General features: G+C 45.8%; 11 protein-coding genes. 9 read left to right on the forward strand and 2 right to left on the reverse strand.

Features of this window, described 5'->3' with window-relative positions; genetic code table 11:
• Positions 1-21: 21 nt before the first annotated feature.
• The gene (locus BK127_RS08215) at positions 22-882 is read right to left on the reverse strand and encodes a carbohydrate ABC transporter permease (RefSeq protein WP_076229531.1); all 861 of its coding nucleotides are present in this window, start codon (positions 880-882) and stop codon (positions 22-24) included.
• A gap of 18 nt (positions 883-900) precedes the next feature.
• Entirely contained in the window at positions 901-1863 is a 963-nt protein-coding gene (locus tag BK127_RS08220; protein WP_083689167.1) for an ABC transporter permease, read from the reverse strand.
• Between the two features lie 214 nt (positions 1864-2077).
• On the opposite strand from BK127_RS08220, the gene BK127_RS08225 reads away from it, so the two are divergent.
• The 9 genes from BK127_RS08225 to BK127_RS08265 all read left to right on the forward strand — a co-directional run bounded on the left by BK127_RS08225 (position 2078) and on the right by BK127_RS08265 (position 15848).
• A complete protein-coding gene (locus BK127_RS08225) occupies positions 2078-4216 on the forward strand; it encodes a helix-turn-helix domain-containing protein (protein WP_076229532.1) in 2139 nt (712 codons plus the stop codon).
• A gap of 177 nt (positions 4217-4393) precedes the next feature.
• Positions 4394-5917: an extracellular solute-binding protein gene (locus BK127_RS08230; protein WP_076229533.1), complete on the forward strand. Its 1524-nt coding sequence runs from the start codon at positions 4394-4396 to the stop codon at positions 5915-5917.
• A gap of 71 nt (positions 5918-5988) precedes the next feature.
• On the forward strand, positions 5989-7374 hold the full coding sequence (locus BK127_RS08235; protein WP_076229534.1) for a hypothetical protein: 1386 nt from the start codon (positions 5989-5991) through the stop codon (positions 7372-7374).
• A gap of 261 nt (positions 7375-7635) precedes the next feature.
• Positions 7636-8625 (forward strand): Gfo/Idh/MocA family protein, encoded by a 990-nt coding sequence (locus BK127_RS08240; RefSeq protein WP_076229535.1) that lies wholly within the window; start codon positions 7636-7638, stop codon positions 8623-8625.
• A gap of 166 nt (positions 8626-8791) precedes the next feature.
• Positions 8792-11041: a helix-turn-helix domain-containing protein gene (locus BK127_RS08245; protein ID WP_076229536.1), complete on the forward strand. Its 2250-nt coding sequence runs from the start codon at positions 8792-8794 to the stop codon at positions 11039-11041.
• Between the two features lie 181 nt (positions 11042-11222).
• Positions 11223-12197: an ABC transporter permease gene (locus BK127_RS08250; protein WP_076229537.1), complete on the forward strand. Its 975-nt coding sequence runs from the start codon at positions 11223-11225 to the stop codon at positions 12195-12197.
• Positions 12198-12210: 13 nt separating this feature from the next.
• Positions 12211-13083 carry a carbohydrate ABC transporter permease gene (locus BK127_RS08255; RefSeq protein ID WP_076229538.1) on the forward strand — a complete coding sequence of 291 codons (873 nt, stop codon included), beginning with the start codon at positions 12211-12213 and terminating at the stop codon, positions 13081-13083.
• A gap of 31 nt (positions 13084-13114) precedes the next feature.
• Complete coding sequence (locus tag BK127_RS08260) at positions 13115-14683, forward strand: extracellular solute-binding protein (RefSeq protein ID WP_076229539.1); 1569 nt, start codon at positions 13115-13117, stop codon at positions 14681-14683.
• A 271-nt stretch (positions 14684-14954) separates the two neighbouring features.
• Complete coding sequence (locus tag BK127_RS08265; RefSeq protein WP_076229540.1) at positions 14955-15848, forward strand: AraC family transcriptional regulator; 894 nt, start codon at positions 14955-14957, stop codon at positions 15846-15848.
• Positions 15849-15868 lie beyond the last annotated feature (20 nt).

Raw genomic sequence — 15868 nt, forward strand, 5'->3', positions numbered from 1 at the left:
ATTGTGAATGGTATAACTGCTTCAGCCTTTAACCGCCCCAACCATGACCCCTTTAACAAAAAATCGCTGAATAAACGGATACACAATCAGAATCGGCAGCGCGGATAAGAAGATAGCGGCTGTCCGCAGCGATAGGGAGGAAACGTGGCTCATCGCAGACATATCTCCTAATAGAGCGGCCATTTCGTTTTGAATAACCATATCTCTTAAAAACAGCTGCATGACCTTCAAGTCGCTGGAGCTTGTATAAATGACTGCATCCATAAAGGAATTCCAGTGATGGACGGCGATAAACAGCCCGATAGTCATAATAGAAGGGAGCGATAAGGGCAAATAGATTTTCAGGAAAATAGTGAAATCGTTAGCGCCGTCAATTTTGGCCGATTCCTCCAGACTGTCCGGGACATTCTCGAAAAAGGTGCGCAGCAAAATCACGTTCCACGTGCTGATTGCGGTCGGGATCACAAGCGCCCATATTGTATCCATCAGACCAGTCGCCTTCACGATCAGGAAGCTGGGCACGATGCCGCCGTTAAACATCATCGTAATGATGATATAGATCATGAACCACTTTCTGCCCGGCAGGTACGATTTGGAAAGCGCGTATGCAATGGTTAGCTGCAGGCACAAATTGACGGCGAGTCCAAGCACTGTTCGGGTGATCGTCACCAGAAACGATTGTATAAATTGATTGTTGGATAAGATTAACGAGTAGGCTTCCAGATTAAAGCCTCTTGGAATCAGCAGCAGCTCGCCCTCCGTAATCAAATCCGAATTGCTGACCGAGGCCAGAATCACATAATAAAAAGGAAAAAAAGTCATGATCGCGAACAGTACCAGAACGGCACCGATCGCTGTGGAAGCAGACCATTTATAAGACATGCACAACACCCCTTTCTTTTACCATAACGAAACATCGCTGAATTTGCGGGCTAGCCGGTTCGTGCTCCAGATCAGGAAGAAACCGATAGCCGACTGGAATAAGCCAATAGCCGCTGTCGTGCTGAACTGGGCGCTCTGCAGCCCAACCCTGTAAATATACGTGCTGAGCACATCTCCGACATCGTATACGGAAGGATTGTAGAGAATATAGATTTGTTCAAAACCAACCTCAAGTAAATAACCGATTTTCAAAATCATCATAATAATAATCGTGTTGCGGATACCTGGCAGCGTAATGGAAATCAGCTTGTGCCAACGATTCGCCCCGTCAATCGTCGCCGCTTCATACTGCTCGGTGTCAATGGAGCTGAGTGCTGCCAAATAAATGATCGCGCCCCATCCCGATTCCTTCAGTATCGAGGAAGCGATGACAACAGGACGGAAGTATTCGGATTTACTCATAAAAAAAACCGGCTCCATACCCAAATAACGCAGTATGCTGTTGACCAGCCCTTCGTTGGGAGCCAAAAGCTGGATCACGATACCGCCAAATACGACCCATGACATAAAATGCGGGAAATATACGACGGTTTGGATCGTCCTTTTGAACAATACGCTTTTCATTTCGTTCAACAGCAAAGCCAAAATAATCGGAACCGGAAAAGCAAATATCAGCTCGTACAAATTGATCAATAACGTATTGCGGACGATCATGAAGAAATCCTGATTGTGCAGCAGAAACTCAAAGTGCTTCAAGCCGACCCAAGGGCTGCCGATAATGCCTTTGGAGAAATTATAGTCCTTGAAGGCAATAATCACCCCATACATCGGTAAGTAGCGATAAATAAAATACCAGATCACTCCTGGGAGCATGAGCAAATACAAATATTTATATTTGCTTATGGCCAGTCGGATAGCTGCAACTCGACTTCGTTTCAATGATCGGCTAACGACTGCCTGCATTTCTAATGGTGTCGCCATGTAAATTCCCCTTCCTGTTCGATATGGTCTTTATTATAGGGGGGTTATTCCAGCGCTGATATTGTTATTATGCCGGATCATGTACATATTTTTGACTTTTGGCTTGCTATTTTTCCTTCCAAAGAAATAGACCTTATCGCTAAAAAAGGTTGGTGATATACTTAATGATGACGCTTTCAATGATTTAGATGAAGCTTTGGCGGGGGGATGAAGTATGCTGAAAAAATTAAAAAACATGAAAAAATGGCTTCTTCTGCTCATGATTCTTGTATTGATTCAGACTTTTGCTTATGAGTTTTATTTGATTAAAGCACAGGTTGAGGCGTCTGAGCGTTCCATTGAATCCTTTCGAACCACGCATGAAAGTCAGGCATCGCTGGCCTTTTTACTGGAAGACCAGATCAGCTCAATTTATTATCGGCTCACTCTCGACCAAACGCTGGGGGAGTGGATGCAGCAGCGGGAGCCTACCATATCCAATATGTATTTACTGGGTCTTCTTCAGGACAATTCCTTGAAGATAATTAGCAGCAATCCGCTTGTCGTCTCTGTATATATTTATGGAAAAACAACGGATACGGTTTTATCGACCAACCATGAGTTCACCAAGCTTGACCAATTTCCCGATAAGGAAATTTTTACGGAATTCAATGAGAAAAACGGACATTGGGTTGGCAAACGGCTGGAAAAGGCCGGTTACGGCAATGCCAAAAGCATTATTTCCTTTATAGGCGCAATCGGTAATAACGGACTCGTAGCGATCAATATCGACGAACGTAAGCTGCTGAGTCAATCGGCCGATTTGTACGGGACCCTGCTCGTTGGCAAGGAACGGAACATCCTTACGTTTCAAGACGGCAAGGAAGTCAAGATCGCGGAGCTTCCTGTAGAACGATTGCCCCAAAAGCCGACTTTACTGGATCAGCCATTTTCGCTTGAAGGATACAAGGTATTTCAGACTGGTCATGCGAGTGGGGAGTGGGAGATGATTTCCATCGCTACACCTATCGAGTCCTCGCCTGCATGGCAGTATCGTAAGATCATGATCGTGGTGTTAAGTCTGTTTCTCATTGTGCTCGGAGCACTTATCTATAGATATGCCAAAAAGTCGTATTTTCAGCCGATAGAGCGGCTTGAGCATAATTATAGTAGGAATCTCGATGACTTGAAGCATAATTTGGTGCTGAATGTACTGACGGGCAAGCTCAAGGAAGCGGATATTCGCGAGAAAATGACGGAAATGGGCGTGCAGTTTCCTTCCGAGCGGATCATGGTCATTGTGTTTCAAATCGATGATTTTTATGATTACCTATTAAATATGAAGCAGGATGACCGTTTTTTTATGGATAAAACGATATACAATGCGATCAAGTGGACCTTCATGACCTCTTATGCGGCTTATGCGGTGAAGGCGGAGCTGGAGAAAATCGCGATTCTGCTCTCGATACCGAGCGATATGGACGAATCAGCTATGCTGCATAAGGTGGAAGGCACCATCCGTTATTTGCAAAATGAGATCAGGGATAACTGCAATCTGACGATTTGCGCAGGTATTAGCCGTTTGCAGGAAAACTTGAAGGATGCGCACACCTGTTATTATCAAGCCCTGCAGGCTGTTGGCTTCAAAACTATCTATGGCAAGCACAGCATTATACGATACCAGGACATTTCAGCCAAACATTCTGATGAGCATGTGTATCTCGTTACCGATATTAACAAAATGTGCAATCTGATTAAAGAAGACCGACTTGATGAATTCGAAAGCTTGTTCCGCCGTATGCAAAATGGAATGCTGAATGAAGAGAAATTTTCGCTCGACCGCTTGAATGCACTATTTTCCAATGTCCTGTATGGGATTGTGAAGTTGACGCTGGAGCAGCGGTTTGATTTTGCAGACATCGTGAAAGAGGATATTTTTATGAAAATATACAGCTATGAATTTCTTCAGGATAAAACCGATTACGTGATTCATGTAGCCCGTACAGTATCGGCAGCCATTCAGGCGCGTAAAAATTCCAATAATAAAACGGTTCAGCTCATCCTCGATTATATTCACGATCATTACGATCAATCGATTTCGCTGACGACCATATCCGATTCCCTCGGAATTAATTCGTCCTACATCAGCACTTTAATCAAGCAGGAGGTGGGTCAAGGGTTCGTCGATTATATGAATCAGCTGCGAATCAATAAAGCGCAGAATCTGCTGCAGGACCCGAATCTGACGATCAAGCACATTTCGGAAATTTGCGGTTATGAAACGGTGCACTCCTTTATCCGCAATTTCAAGAAGGTACATCTGCTCACACCAAGTGAATACCGTAATAAATCGCTATCCAAAAGGAATGTATAAAAAAATAAACATCTCGTTTTGCAACTATTTTACACAAGTTGAAATAATGTAAATTGCCAAGCGAGGTCGAATGATTTAACAATGGAATTACCGGCCGATATCACCGATTGCCATTTAAAAGGGGGAGCAGCTTCAGTCGGCGGAGACGATATGAATCTATAAAAGGAGGAAGTCCGGATGAGAAGGGTTGCCTGGAACAGAACAGCTTTACCAGCATTATTGGCTGCAGCGTTAGCAGCTATGGTCGGCTGCAGCAGCACAGGGTCAGGGGGAAATACGGCAGCGGCACCAAAGGATGCGGGACCGTATAAATTTAAAGTGATGTTTGACTACAACGTCGATCCCAAAGGAATGTCGCTCTCGGATAACGAGTACATCAAGTTTCTGAAGGAGAAAACAGGGGTGGAGGTAGTGCTGGATTCACCGGGTACGGCCGGCTATGTAGATAAGCTGAATGTACTTATGGCATCGGGCAGCTACCCGGATGCGTTTGCTGTAGGCGATCGTGATCTGGTTATGAAATATGCCAAAGACGATTTGTTGGCTGATCTGTCTCCTTATATTAATGATACGGCCAAGTACCCGAATTTGAAGAAGGTTATGCCCCCTGATGCATGGCTGCCGGTTACCGAAAAGGGCAAGGTGTTCGCCATTCCTTACAGCAGGCCCGACGGCTTGAGTCAGGTTGTGTATATCAATAAAGAATGGCTGGATAAGCTGAAGCTTCCGATACCCAAAACCATTGATGATTTTTACAACGTGATGAAGGCGTTTACAACCGGTGATCCTGACGGTAACGGGAAGAACGATACGTTCGGCTTATTAACGAATAATACTGTCGATAACGGAGCTCGTGCGTTCAAAGCTGCCTTTAACGCGGAGGCTTACTCCATTCGTGATGGGAAAGTAACGCCATCGGAAATCACGCCGGAGTACAAAGAATTTTTGAGATTTATGAACAAGCTGGTCAATGAAAAAATTCTTGACCCGGAATTTCCGACCATCACAACACCAATTTTCCAGCAAAAGTTTAAAACGCTCAAGTATGGCATCATCTCTGGTTTCTGGCACTATCCGTCCGGTCTGGAAATTCCGAAGGAGGTCATGAGCAAATACATTGCGGTTCCCGCACCGATGCAGCTTGACGGTAAAGCCTCGAGCTTCGTATATCCGAGCTTGAACCGGCATTATGTGGCGATTCCCAAAACGACCAAAAATATCGATCAATTGATGAAATTTATGGATTGGGCGGTATCACCGGAAGGTATGAAATATTCGTTCATCGGTGTTCCGGATTTCAATTACAAGGAAGCTGGCGGAAAGATTGAGTTGACTGCCAATCAATTAGCCCCGATCCATTGGGCATTCTCGCTGGTCCGTACCGGACAGCTGACGGAGGATGTGAAGAAATACATCGGTGTCGTGTATCCGAAGGAAGCGGTAGATAATCTGGAGATGGCAACGAAGATAGGTAAAGCGGATGTGCTGCGCGCTGCGCTTCCTTTTTACCCCGAGCTGACAGGATTTAATCTGGCTAAAATCAGCAGTGAATATACGACCAAAGCGATTCTCGGCAATGCTGATGTGGATAAAACGTGGGATGATTATGTCAGTCGTTATAAATCCGCAGGCGGGGACAAGGCAATCGAATTTTGGACGAATTGGTACAACACCGAAGGTAAAAATGTGGTCAAACCCTGATTCAAAAAACTTTAAAGTAAATGCTTACGAAGTCAGTTTTTTTTCAAAAAACTTTTAGGAGGCAACAACACATGGCAAATTCTACAGTTCAGGTTAAATTGGAAAAGGTGCTGGAGTTATCGCTCGGGCAAAATTTGGGGCAGCTTCGTGCTATACCTGTACAGCTGGGTGGCGGACAAAAGGCATTTCTGGCGATTTATGCAGCGGACTTTGATGTAGATCCGTCCGTGAACATGTTTTTCTATCCGACGGATAACCTCAAGATGACGCTGTTTACCGAATCAGGAGAAGTCCTCTGGAAGCGTGAATTTGGCAGAGGGTTGGTTCCTGGCATCTGGTTTTGTCCGGTATATGCGTTCGATTTGAACGGAGACGGTGCGGATGAAATCTGGTTTGTTAACAATACGAATGAACAGCATCCGTTTTCACTGCCATTTTACCGGTTGGAGCAACTGGATGCGGCGACCGGGGAGACGGTAGGCCATTGGCCATGGCCTCATGAAGGCGGTAAGGTAGAACCGCTGAGCTGCACATTCCGTAATTTCATTGTCGGCGGTTACGTCCATGGGGAGCCCGTTCTTGTAACGGCTCAGGGAACGTATATGGATATGCGGCTGCAGGGCTGGAAGGCTGATATGACGAATCGTTGGGAAACCCTTATCAAGAGGGAGGACCCAGGTGCTCGCGGCAGCCATGTCACCCCTGTGATTGATCTCAATGGAGATGGAATTGACGAGCTGATGTGGGGAGAGCGCTGCATTGAGCTTAATACGGGCAAGGAGCTGTTCTGCGCAGATCGTGACGTCTATGAGGGGCATTCAGATGTCGTTCAGCCTATATTGGACAGCAGCAGCCAAACCTGGTCGTTGTTCACCGTTCGCGAATCCGATCCCGCAGCAACACCACGAGTTGTCATGTTTGATGATCAGGGAAATCGCAAGTGGGGAGATGTCGAACAGGGGCATATGGACATTGGCTGGGCGGCTAGATTAAAGGATGATCGCAGTCATGTGACGATGGCGATTCGGATTGGTGCCAAAACGTGCGGACCGGACGGACGATTCCATCAAGATATGGATGAATTCACCTATGATGCGGGGACCGGCAAGCCCTACGAGCTGCCGTTCAGTGTGTACCGTACGATGCCGGTGGACTTGAATGGCGATGGCTTTCACGAGCTTGTTCGTGGGATGCCAGGGGGAGACGGGGAGGTCATCGACCGTAATGGTGTCTCCCTCGGCAGTGTTGGCGGTACAGTTGCCATGGCGACCAAATTTCTGGATATGCCGGGCGAGCAGATCCTTGCATTCAGCGCTGACGGTACGATCAGCATCTGGGCTGACCGGAACGCCGAGGATACACCAGAGGCGATAGCTCGCTATAATCATCCTTACTACAAAGCTTGCCAGAAGCTGTACGCTGTCGGTTACAACTTGTACATTATTAGCGGCTTGTGAGTAGAGACATAAGCAAGCAGACGATCTGCTGAATTGAGGTCGGCAACCCCTTATGAGAACATATTAGCGGTACTCGGCAGCCCTACCCGGTTTTCTATCGGGTGCAGGGCTGTTTGAGCTGATACAAGAAGATTTAACCTAAATAACGTGCAGGCAGTATGGGTTATTATTATCCAGCGTTTTCCTACTTATTTGAAGAAAACGTTTTTTTATGAGAAGATTGAAATGAATAATTTGAGAACGTAAGGAGTGAGCGTACTGATGTCAACGCCAACGATCAAATGGGGCATTGCCGGACCGGGCAATATATCCAGACAATTTGTTAAGGATTTGGCTTTTGCTAAAGGGGCAGAGGTGGTTGCCGTTGCGGGAAGGAGTCTGGAGAAGGCAGAGAGCTTTGCCAAGGAATTCAATATCCCGCAAGCTTATGGAAGTCTGGAGCAGCTGGCTGAGGACTCGCAGGTGGATATCGTCTACGTGGGTACGCTGCATCCCGCACATAAGGACAATACACTTACATTTCTACGAGCCGGAAAAGCGGTACTGTGCGAAAAGCCTTTTACTATGAATGCGGCGGAAGCCGAGGAAATGATCACTTATGCCAAGGAAAATCGTGTTTTCCTGATGGAAGCTATGTGGACACGCCATTTGCCTGCGATTCACAAGGTAAGACAATGGTTGGAAGAAGGGAAGATCGGTGAGGTTAGACTGGTTAAAGCAGATTTTGGTTTTAATATCGGTTGGAAGCCGGAAAGCCGTTTACTGAATCACGCATTAGGTGGTGGAACGCTGCTGGATGCCGGTATTTATCCTATTTCCTTTATATCGATGGTGTATGGTACTCAGCCTGTTAACATCATGAGCAGTGCGAGAATGGGAGAAACCGGGGTAGACGAGCAGTTTTCACTGTTATTCGAATATGAGGGAAAGCGGACGGCATCACTGAATGGATCCGTTCAGCTGGCTATGGTTAATGATGCTTACATATTCGGGACTAAAGGCCATATTCATGTCCCATTATTTCTAGCAGCCCGCTCAGCCACGCTGAAGGTGACGGGTGAAGAACCGGTAACCTACGAGGATGATCGCAAGGCACACGGATTTGTATTTGAGGCAGAGGAGGCCATGGCCTGCCTGCGCGAAGGGCGGACCGAAAGCAAGATTATGCCTCTGGATGAGACACTCGCTATCATGACTACTATAGATACGATCAGAAAACAGTGGAATTTAACCTATCCTGCTGATAAATAATTGGTGAACGGCCAATAACCTGCTCATGGATGAGCAGGTTATTTTTTGATCCACAGCCTTACAAACATGAAGGATTAATTGTAGGAAATAAGTGGAGATGGTAAAATAGGGGAATATTTACGTGCATGTGTCTCAATGTTCAAACAAGTACAGGGGGCTGAATGTGATGAAGATGAATTTGTATTATCGTATGCTGCTGTCTTACACGCCTATTTTCTTTGTGGTCATTTCGATCCTGATTTTTTCTTTCTTCGCTGTATTGAACAATTCGGTCCAGAAGCAGATCGTGATGACGAACGAAGCGATAACAACGAAGGTTGTTCAGGCTATCGACGCGAATCTCAAATCGGCGGAACGCACGGTGATCAAAGAAATCGTGGCCAACCAGACGATGAAAGATTTTTTTTCAACCTCGGAATCTAAAGTGCTGTATGACTATTTTCGCATCTCACAAAAAATGGACGAACTCTCGTCCATCCTCCCTTTTTCTAATTCCATTTATGTGTACAATGCCAATTCCGGCAAGGTTTTATCAAGAAGTGGGCTATCAAACCTGGATCAGTTTGGTGACCGGGATTTTCTGCTTTCGGCCTATAATTCGGCTGTGAATCCCAATACCTGGAGCGATCCCCGAATGTATAATGAGTTTGTTCATGAATCCATAGGTGAAGAACGCGTCGTATCACTAATCAAATATTATCCCTATATTGGTGAAAAGCAGGGTGCTATTGTCGTTAATATCCATGTACAGGCTTTGAACGGATTCATTAAAGATTTGGTCCGATCAGATACCGGCCCGATCGAGCTGTTGACCTCGAAGCTGGAGCCGTTTAATCCCAAACGTACACTACAGGACCCAAGTGCGGCTCTTGATGATAATAAACGGTTGTTTACCAAATCGGAGTACACGGGCTGGGGGTACGTATCGGCACAAAGTGACAAACGATTTTCGCTGTTATCCTTGCTAAATGATTTTTGGATCGTTGTCGGGTTCATAGCAATCCTATCGGGACTTGTCGGGTTAACCTATATTACACACCGCAATTATAAACCGATTCAAGCCATTGCAGGTCGCATCCAGAACTATTCCAAACGTAAAAGCGGAGAGCTGGTCAAGCGCTTAGAGAAGGATGAATTAAAATATATCGAGTACGCTATTGACGATTTATTGGAAAGGGCTGGTCAATACGAGCAGCTGCATAAGGATGATCTGCTCATTCGCAAAAGACAGGTGCTCTTTGATTGGCTGGAGGGCCACAAGGTATGGTCTGACAAGTCGTGGAAGCAGGAGATGGAGAATCTCCAGCTGCCTACCCAGTTTCATCGACTTACAGCTGTCATTGTGGAGATTGACCGGTTTTCACAGTTTACCAAGACCTATAATACCAGAGACCAATATTTGCTTAAATTTGTGCTTAGCAATGTACTTCAGGAAATTGCCCACAATGATCAATTATTTGTTTGGAATGAATGGTTTGAACCACAACAGATGGCGGTTGTCCTGTACCTCAACAGTGATCAGGAGCAGAATCAGGGTGCGGTATGTGAAGTGATGAAAAAAGTGCAGGCGTGGACCTTAAGCAACCTGGGCTTTACGGTTTCTGTAGGGATCGGCTCGGAGATTCAGTATCCGGGTGAGATCACCGAGTCTTATTCGGTGGCAAAGGAACACGTATCGTATAAGCCGGTATTTGGCTTAGGTGCCATGATAGGGAGCTGGGACCTGCAATCCAAGGCAGAAGGTCGTATTATCCCGCATCTGCAATTAGCCCGGACGATAGCGAAGTCTTTTCGGATGAGTGACGGACAATGGCAGTTCCATTTAGCTGGGTTGTATCAGGAGTTGAAAAAAGGGCGATTTTCACAAACAGACATGGAAACCATTACGAATTATATGATGTATCATTTGCATAAAGAATTGCTGGAGATGGCGGATGAAGTGAACCATCTGCTTCACAATGAATATGATTCGGAATTTGAAGCGATAGCCAATGGGTCGGAAACCCTGGATGAATGGCGAGACCGGTTGGGAACGCTGCTCTCCGTGTTGGAAAATAAAATATGCTCTCTGCGGTCGGTCAAAAATAATTATGTGCTCATTGGGCGGGTGAAAGAGTATATTGAGCTTCATTATGCCGATCCGAATTTGTCCTTGAACCAGATTAGTGATCGTTTCGGGATGAATCCACGTTACTTGAGTAAGCTGTTCAAGGAAGAATTCGGTGAAAAATTTATTGATTATATGCTTAGAAAACGGTTGGAGGTAGCTCAACAGCTCCTGTTGAATACGTCACTGCCCGTACAGGATATCGCAGAGCAGGTTGGTTACGTCCATGTAATTTCGTTTCACAGAGCCTTCAAGAATATGTTCGGATTACCTCCGGGGGATTATCGGAAACGTGCCGAGGGGCGATAAACTCCATTCCTGCCTGGGGCGAAGGCTAATATTGTTCGGAATTGTTAAGTGAACACAAAAGGTTAAGTGAGTATTTGGAAGCGTTTTCTAACAAATCGTTAAGCGGCGATTCATGTAAATTGATCCTCTCCCGCCGCTGCTTTAAAGTTTACCTTACATTACACAGAAAAGGAGGTAGCCTATGCCGGGCAAGAAATCTGCAGCAGGAGGTACCGTCGTTAGCTCGGAATCTTTACCGCAAGCGTCAGTAAAGCTGAAGAGAAGGTTTTCCATTGGCCAGGATTGGCAGCTGTATGCCTTGCTGTTCGTGCCGATGCTGTATTTTTTGGTATTCAAATATATACCGATGTACGGCGTAACAATTGCATTTAAGGAATTTAATATGTTTCAGGGCGTCTGGAGCAGCCCGTGGGCGGGGTTGGATACCTTTCGTGAAATTTTTCTGATGAGGGATTTCTACAAGGTGCTGCGCAACACGCTTCTGCTCAACCTGCTGGATCTGATTGTTTCATTTCCGGCTCCCATTGTATTGGCGCTATTGTTAAATGAAATTCAAATCAAATGGTTTAAAAAAGGCTCGCAAACGATTTTGTATTTGCCGCATTTCATTTCCTGGGTCATTATAGGCGGGATGGTTTACCAGCTGTTATCCACCAATACAGGGTTGGTGAATCATTTATTGAAAGCGTCGGGGCTTGGTGTTATTCCATTCCTGACGGATCCGGTATATTGGACCATTACTTATGTAGGCTCAGGGGTTTGGCAAAATGCGGGATGGGGCACGATTATTTATTTGGCCGCACTGACCGGTATTAATAAGGAGCTGTATGAAGCGGCAGAAGTGGACGGGGCTGGACGACTGCGGAAAATATGGAATATTACGCTGCCAGGCATCAAACCAACGATTATGATCCTGCTTATCATTAACATTGGCCATATGGCGAGTATCGGATTTGAGCGGCCATATGTGCTGGCGAATCCCTTAGTTAGTGATGTATCCGATGTTATCAGTACCTATGTGTACAAGGTAGGTGTGCAATCTGCCCGCTTCTCCATCGCAACGGCTATCGGTTTGTTTCAAGCTGTGGTCGGTTTAATTTTCCTGCTCTCATCCAACTATATTTCCAAAAAAGTAACCGACCAAGGCATATGGTAAAGGGGGAAGCTGAGTGACAACCAGCGTGAATGATAAAATTATCAATGCGTGCATCATTACCGTAGTAACCTTTGCATCTTTCCTGTGCCTTGTGCCGATCCTGCATTTGGTTTCCATTTCGCTTAGCTCCAATGCAGCTATATTATCGAATCAAGTCACGCTGTTTCCGGTGGAATGGAGCACTTTGGCCTATCAGACCGTGCTCAAGGATGTGAAGATGTTTAAATCACTGTTGTTTACGATCCTGCTGGTCGTTCTGTTTACTTCGATTTGTATGGTGATGACGATTTGCGCCGCATATCCGCTGACGAAGAAAAGGCTGAAGGGTAGAGATTTTTTTCTGTTGATGATTTTGTTTACGATGTTTTTTAGCGGAGGGCTGATCCCTGAGTATTTGCTTGTTAAATCGCTAAAGCTGACCAATACAATCTGGGCGCTGGTGCTCCCTGGGATGGTCAACGCTTTTTATTTAATTATTCTGAAGTCCTTTTTCTCCTCAATTCCCGAGGAGCTTGAAGAGTCGGCGCGCATGGATGGAAGCTCTCATTTTGGAACTCTGATTCGGATCGTGCTTCCACTGTCGATGCCTGTGCTTGCGACGCTCAGCTTATTTTATGCCGTAGGCAGATGGAACGCATTTATGGATGCTCTGTTCTATATTACGAATCAGGATCTGTATCCGATCCAGCTCAAGCTGTATCAGCTCGTGATCAGCAATCAGATGAGCGACTCGATGGCCACAGAGGGGATGAGCGCAACGGCTCCTATTCCCGAAAGCCTGAAGGCGGCGAGCATTATGTTTGCAACCGTTCCTATCTTGTTGGTTTATCCGTGGCTGCAGCGCTATTTTATTTCCGGAATGATGATTGGTGCGGTAAAAGGTTGAGGGTAAAAATCCGAATGGAGAGTGGACTGCGATGAAACTGAAAAAGAAATCCGCATATCGGGTACTGGGTAGTACGCTCGCAATCACGCTGCTGGGTGGGACGCTTGCTGCCTGCTCGGGCGGGGAAAGCGCAAGTGGCGGAGCGACGGACAATGGCAAGAAGGGTGCTCCTGTTACATTAAAAATTGAGCTGTTCGACCGCGGCAATACGCCTCCAGGTGCTCCACCGCTCACAGAAAGCTACTTTGTCAAATATATGCAGGAAAAGTTTGGCGATCCCAACAATATCAAGCTGGAGTTCGTAACGGTTCCACGGACAGAGGAAGTACCGAAGCTTAACGTGTTAATGTCGGCCAATGAAGCGCCCGATATGATATTTACCTACAGCGACCCTGCCGTTCAGAACTGGGTGAAGCAGGGTGGATTAACCGAGCTTGGGGAATTGCTGAATCAATACGGACCTAATTTGAAAAAATATCTCGGAGATCAATTGCTCAGCTACGGGAATTTTAGTGGCAAGCAGTACACGATTCCGGCTAAAAGAATTATTTTGGCATCCCAGACGCCGAATATCAGAAAGGATTGGCTTGATAAGCTTGGCATGCAGCCGCCTAAGACAACGGATGAGTTCTATGCAGTTTTGAAAGCGTTTAAAGAAAAAGATCCCGGCGGCACGGGAGGCAAAGTCATTCCTTACGGAATTAAGTATAACAACAATATTGATCCATTGGTGAGATCATTCTGGAAGAAGATGACCGAGGAGGAGTACAGCTCCCTGCCTGATCTGGTTAAGCCGGGTAATAAGGACGGGTACAAATTCCTGAACAAGCTGTACAATGAAGGATTAATCAGCCCGGACTTTGCTCTGGATAAGGATGGAAAGAAGTTCCAAGCGGATCTGGTTAATGGTCTTATCGGCTTTTCGATTACGAATACGAATGAACCGGTTTATTTTGCCTATTACTCCACACTGCAAAAGAATGTGCCAACAGCGACCCTGATGGCGGTGGATCCGTTTACCAACTTTGAGGGCAAGCATGTCAAATCGATTTATCATCCATTGTCCGCCCATATCGCGATTCCCAAGTCTAGCAAAAGAGCTGTTGAGGTTATCAAGTTCTTAAACTGGATGTCCGATTATAAAGTAATCTTTGATCTTCAAAATGGCACGGAGGGTGTCACCTATAAGAAGGGCGAAGATGGGATTCCAGTAATAATTGACTCGGATGAAGCCAAGAAGGTGCTTTACAATTATCTCGATTATAGTATGCTGATCAACGGCAAGGATATGGGAGACCCCGAGAAAACCTTAAAGGCTAATGCTGCAGATCCGAAGTATAAGGATTTTACGATGAGCAGCATCAAGGTAGGCGAGCAGGATGGTCAGCTGCCTGCGCGGTTTAACCGACCTATTGAGGCGCAAATCAAATACAATCAGACACTGGGCGATAAAGCGATCGAAATTTATGTGAAAACCGTTACCGCCAAGCCAGCCGATTTTGACAAGCTCTACGATGATATGGTCGCGGAATACATGAAAACTGGCGGCAATGAAGTGCTGGAGGAGCAGAAGAAAGCGTTCCAGGAGATGAAAAAGTAATCGTGTACGGTACAAGCAAGCGATTGACCCCACAATTAACTGTATACCGAATAAGCTTATGGGAATCCATAGGCTTATTTATTTGAGTTCAGCAAAATGTACAAATACGCTATAATAATGTCTATATTGACCATGATGGAAGTTTATTCCTGCCGTATTATAAAGGTAAATGCAAGCATAAGATGAATCAAACGTCCAGCCCTCCGCAACCGATATTGAAAGCCACCTTACACAAGGAGTTATCTATGATTTGCTCAGGGAGGTTATTTGAATGGAGAGACAGCTGCACAGCAGCCAGTTTATTAAAGAGCAATCTTTTCCCTTTTGGATCAAAAGGTTTTATCACGATCACGAGCATGTTCCGTTATTGCACGGTCACGATTTTGTTGAACTCGTATACGTGATCCGCGGCGAAGGCCAGCATGTGTTCGAGGGCCATTATTATGAAATTCGCACTGGCGACGTATTTATTATTAATCCGGGTGAGGTCCATACGTACAGCATTCAGCCGGGCAAGGAGCTTGAAATTATCAATTGCCTGTTTTTGTCGGATCTGATTCAAGGCAATTGGCTGCTCGATCTCGGGATTTCGCAGTCCATGGATTATTTTTATGTGCATCCTTTTATGGACAAAAGAGAACGTTTTCACCGCTGTCTGAACATGTCGGGACCGGATGGGGCTCGCGCCTTAAGTCTGCTGGAAACGATGATAGGCGAATTTGACAACCGGCAATCCGGCTCTGAAACCTTAATTCGACTGCAAATGGTGGAACTGCTTATTATGCTTTCACGCTCTTACCAGCAGGCACAAGGGCAATGCGGCAAAGAACCGGTACGCAACCAATCCAAGCATATGCTGATCCGCCGAATATATGGTTATTTGGAGCGGAATTATGATAAAAAAGTATCGATACCCGTTTTGTGCGAGCTGTTTACGATCAGCTCCAGACAATTGAACCGGATTTTTAAACAATCGATGGGCATGACCGTCGTGGATATGCTTCATCAAATTCGTATTGAACGAGCCAAACATCTGCTGAAGGAAACGGACGAGAAGGTCATTACCGTGGCGGGAAGAGTCGGCTATGAGGACCCGGCTTTTTTTAGCAGGCTGTTTCATCGTCGGGTTGGCTGCTCCCCAGGCAAATATCGGGAATCCTCCTGAAACCTATGAATGGAAAGGAG

It is taken from the genome of Paenibacillus sp. FSL H7-0331, assembly GCF_001956045.1.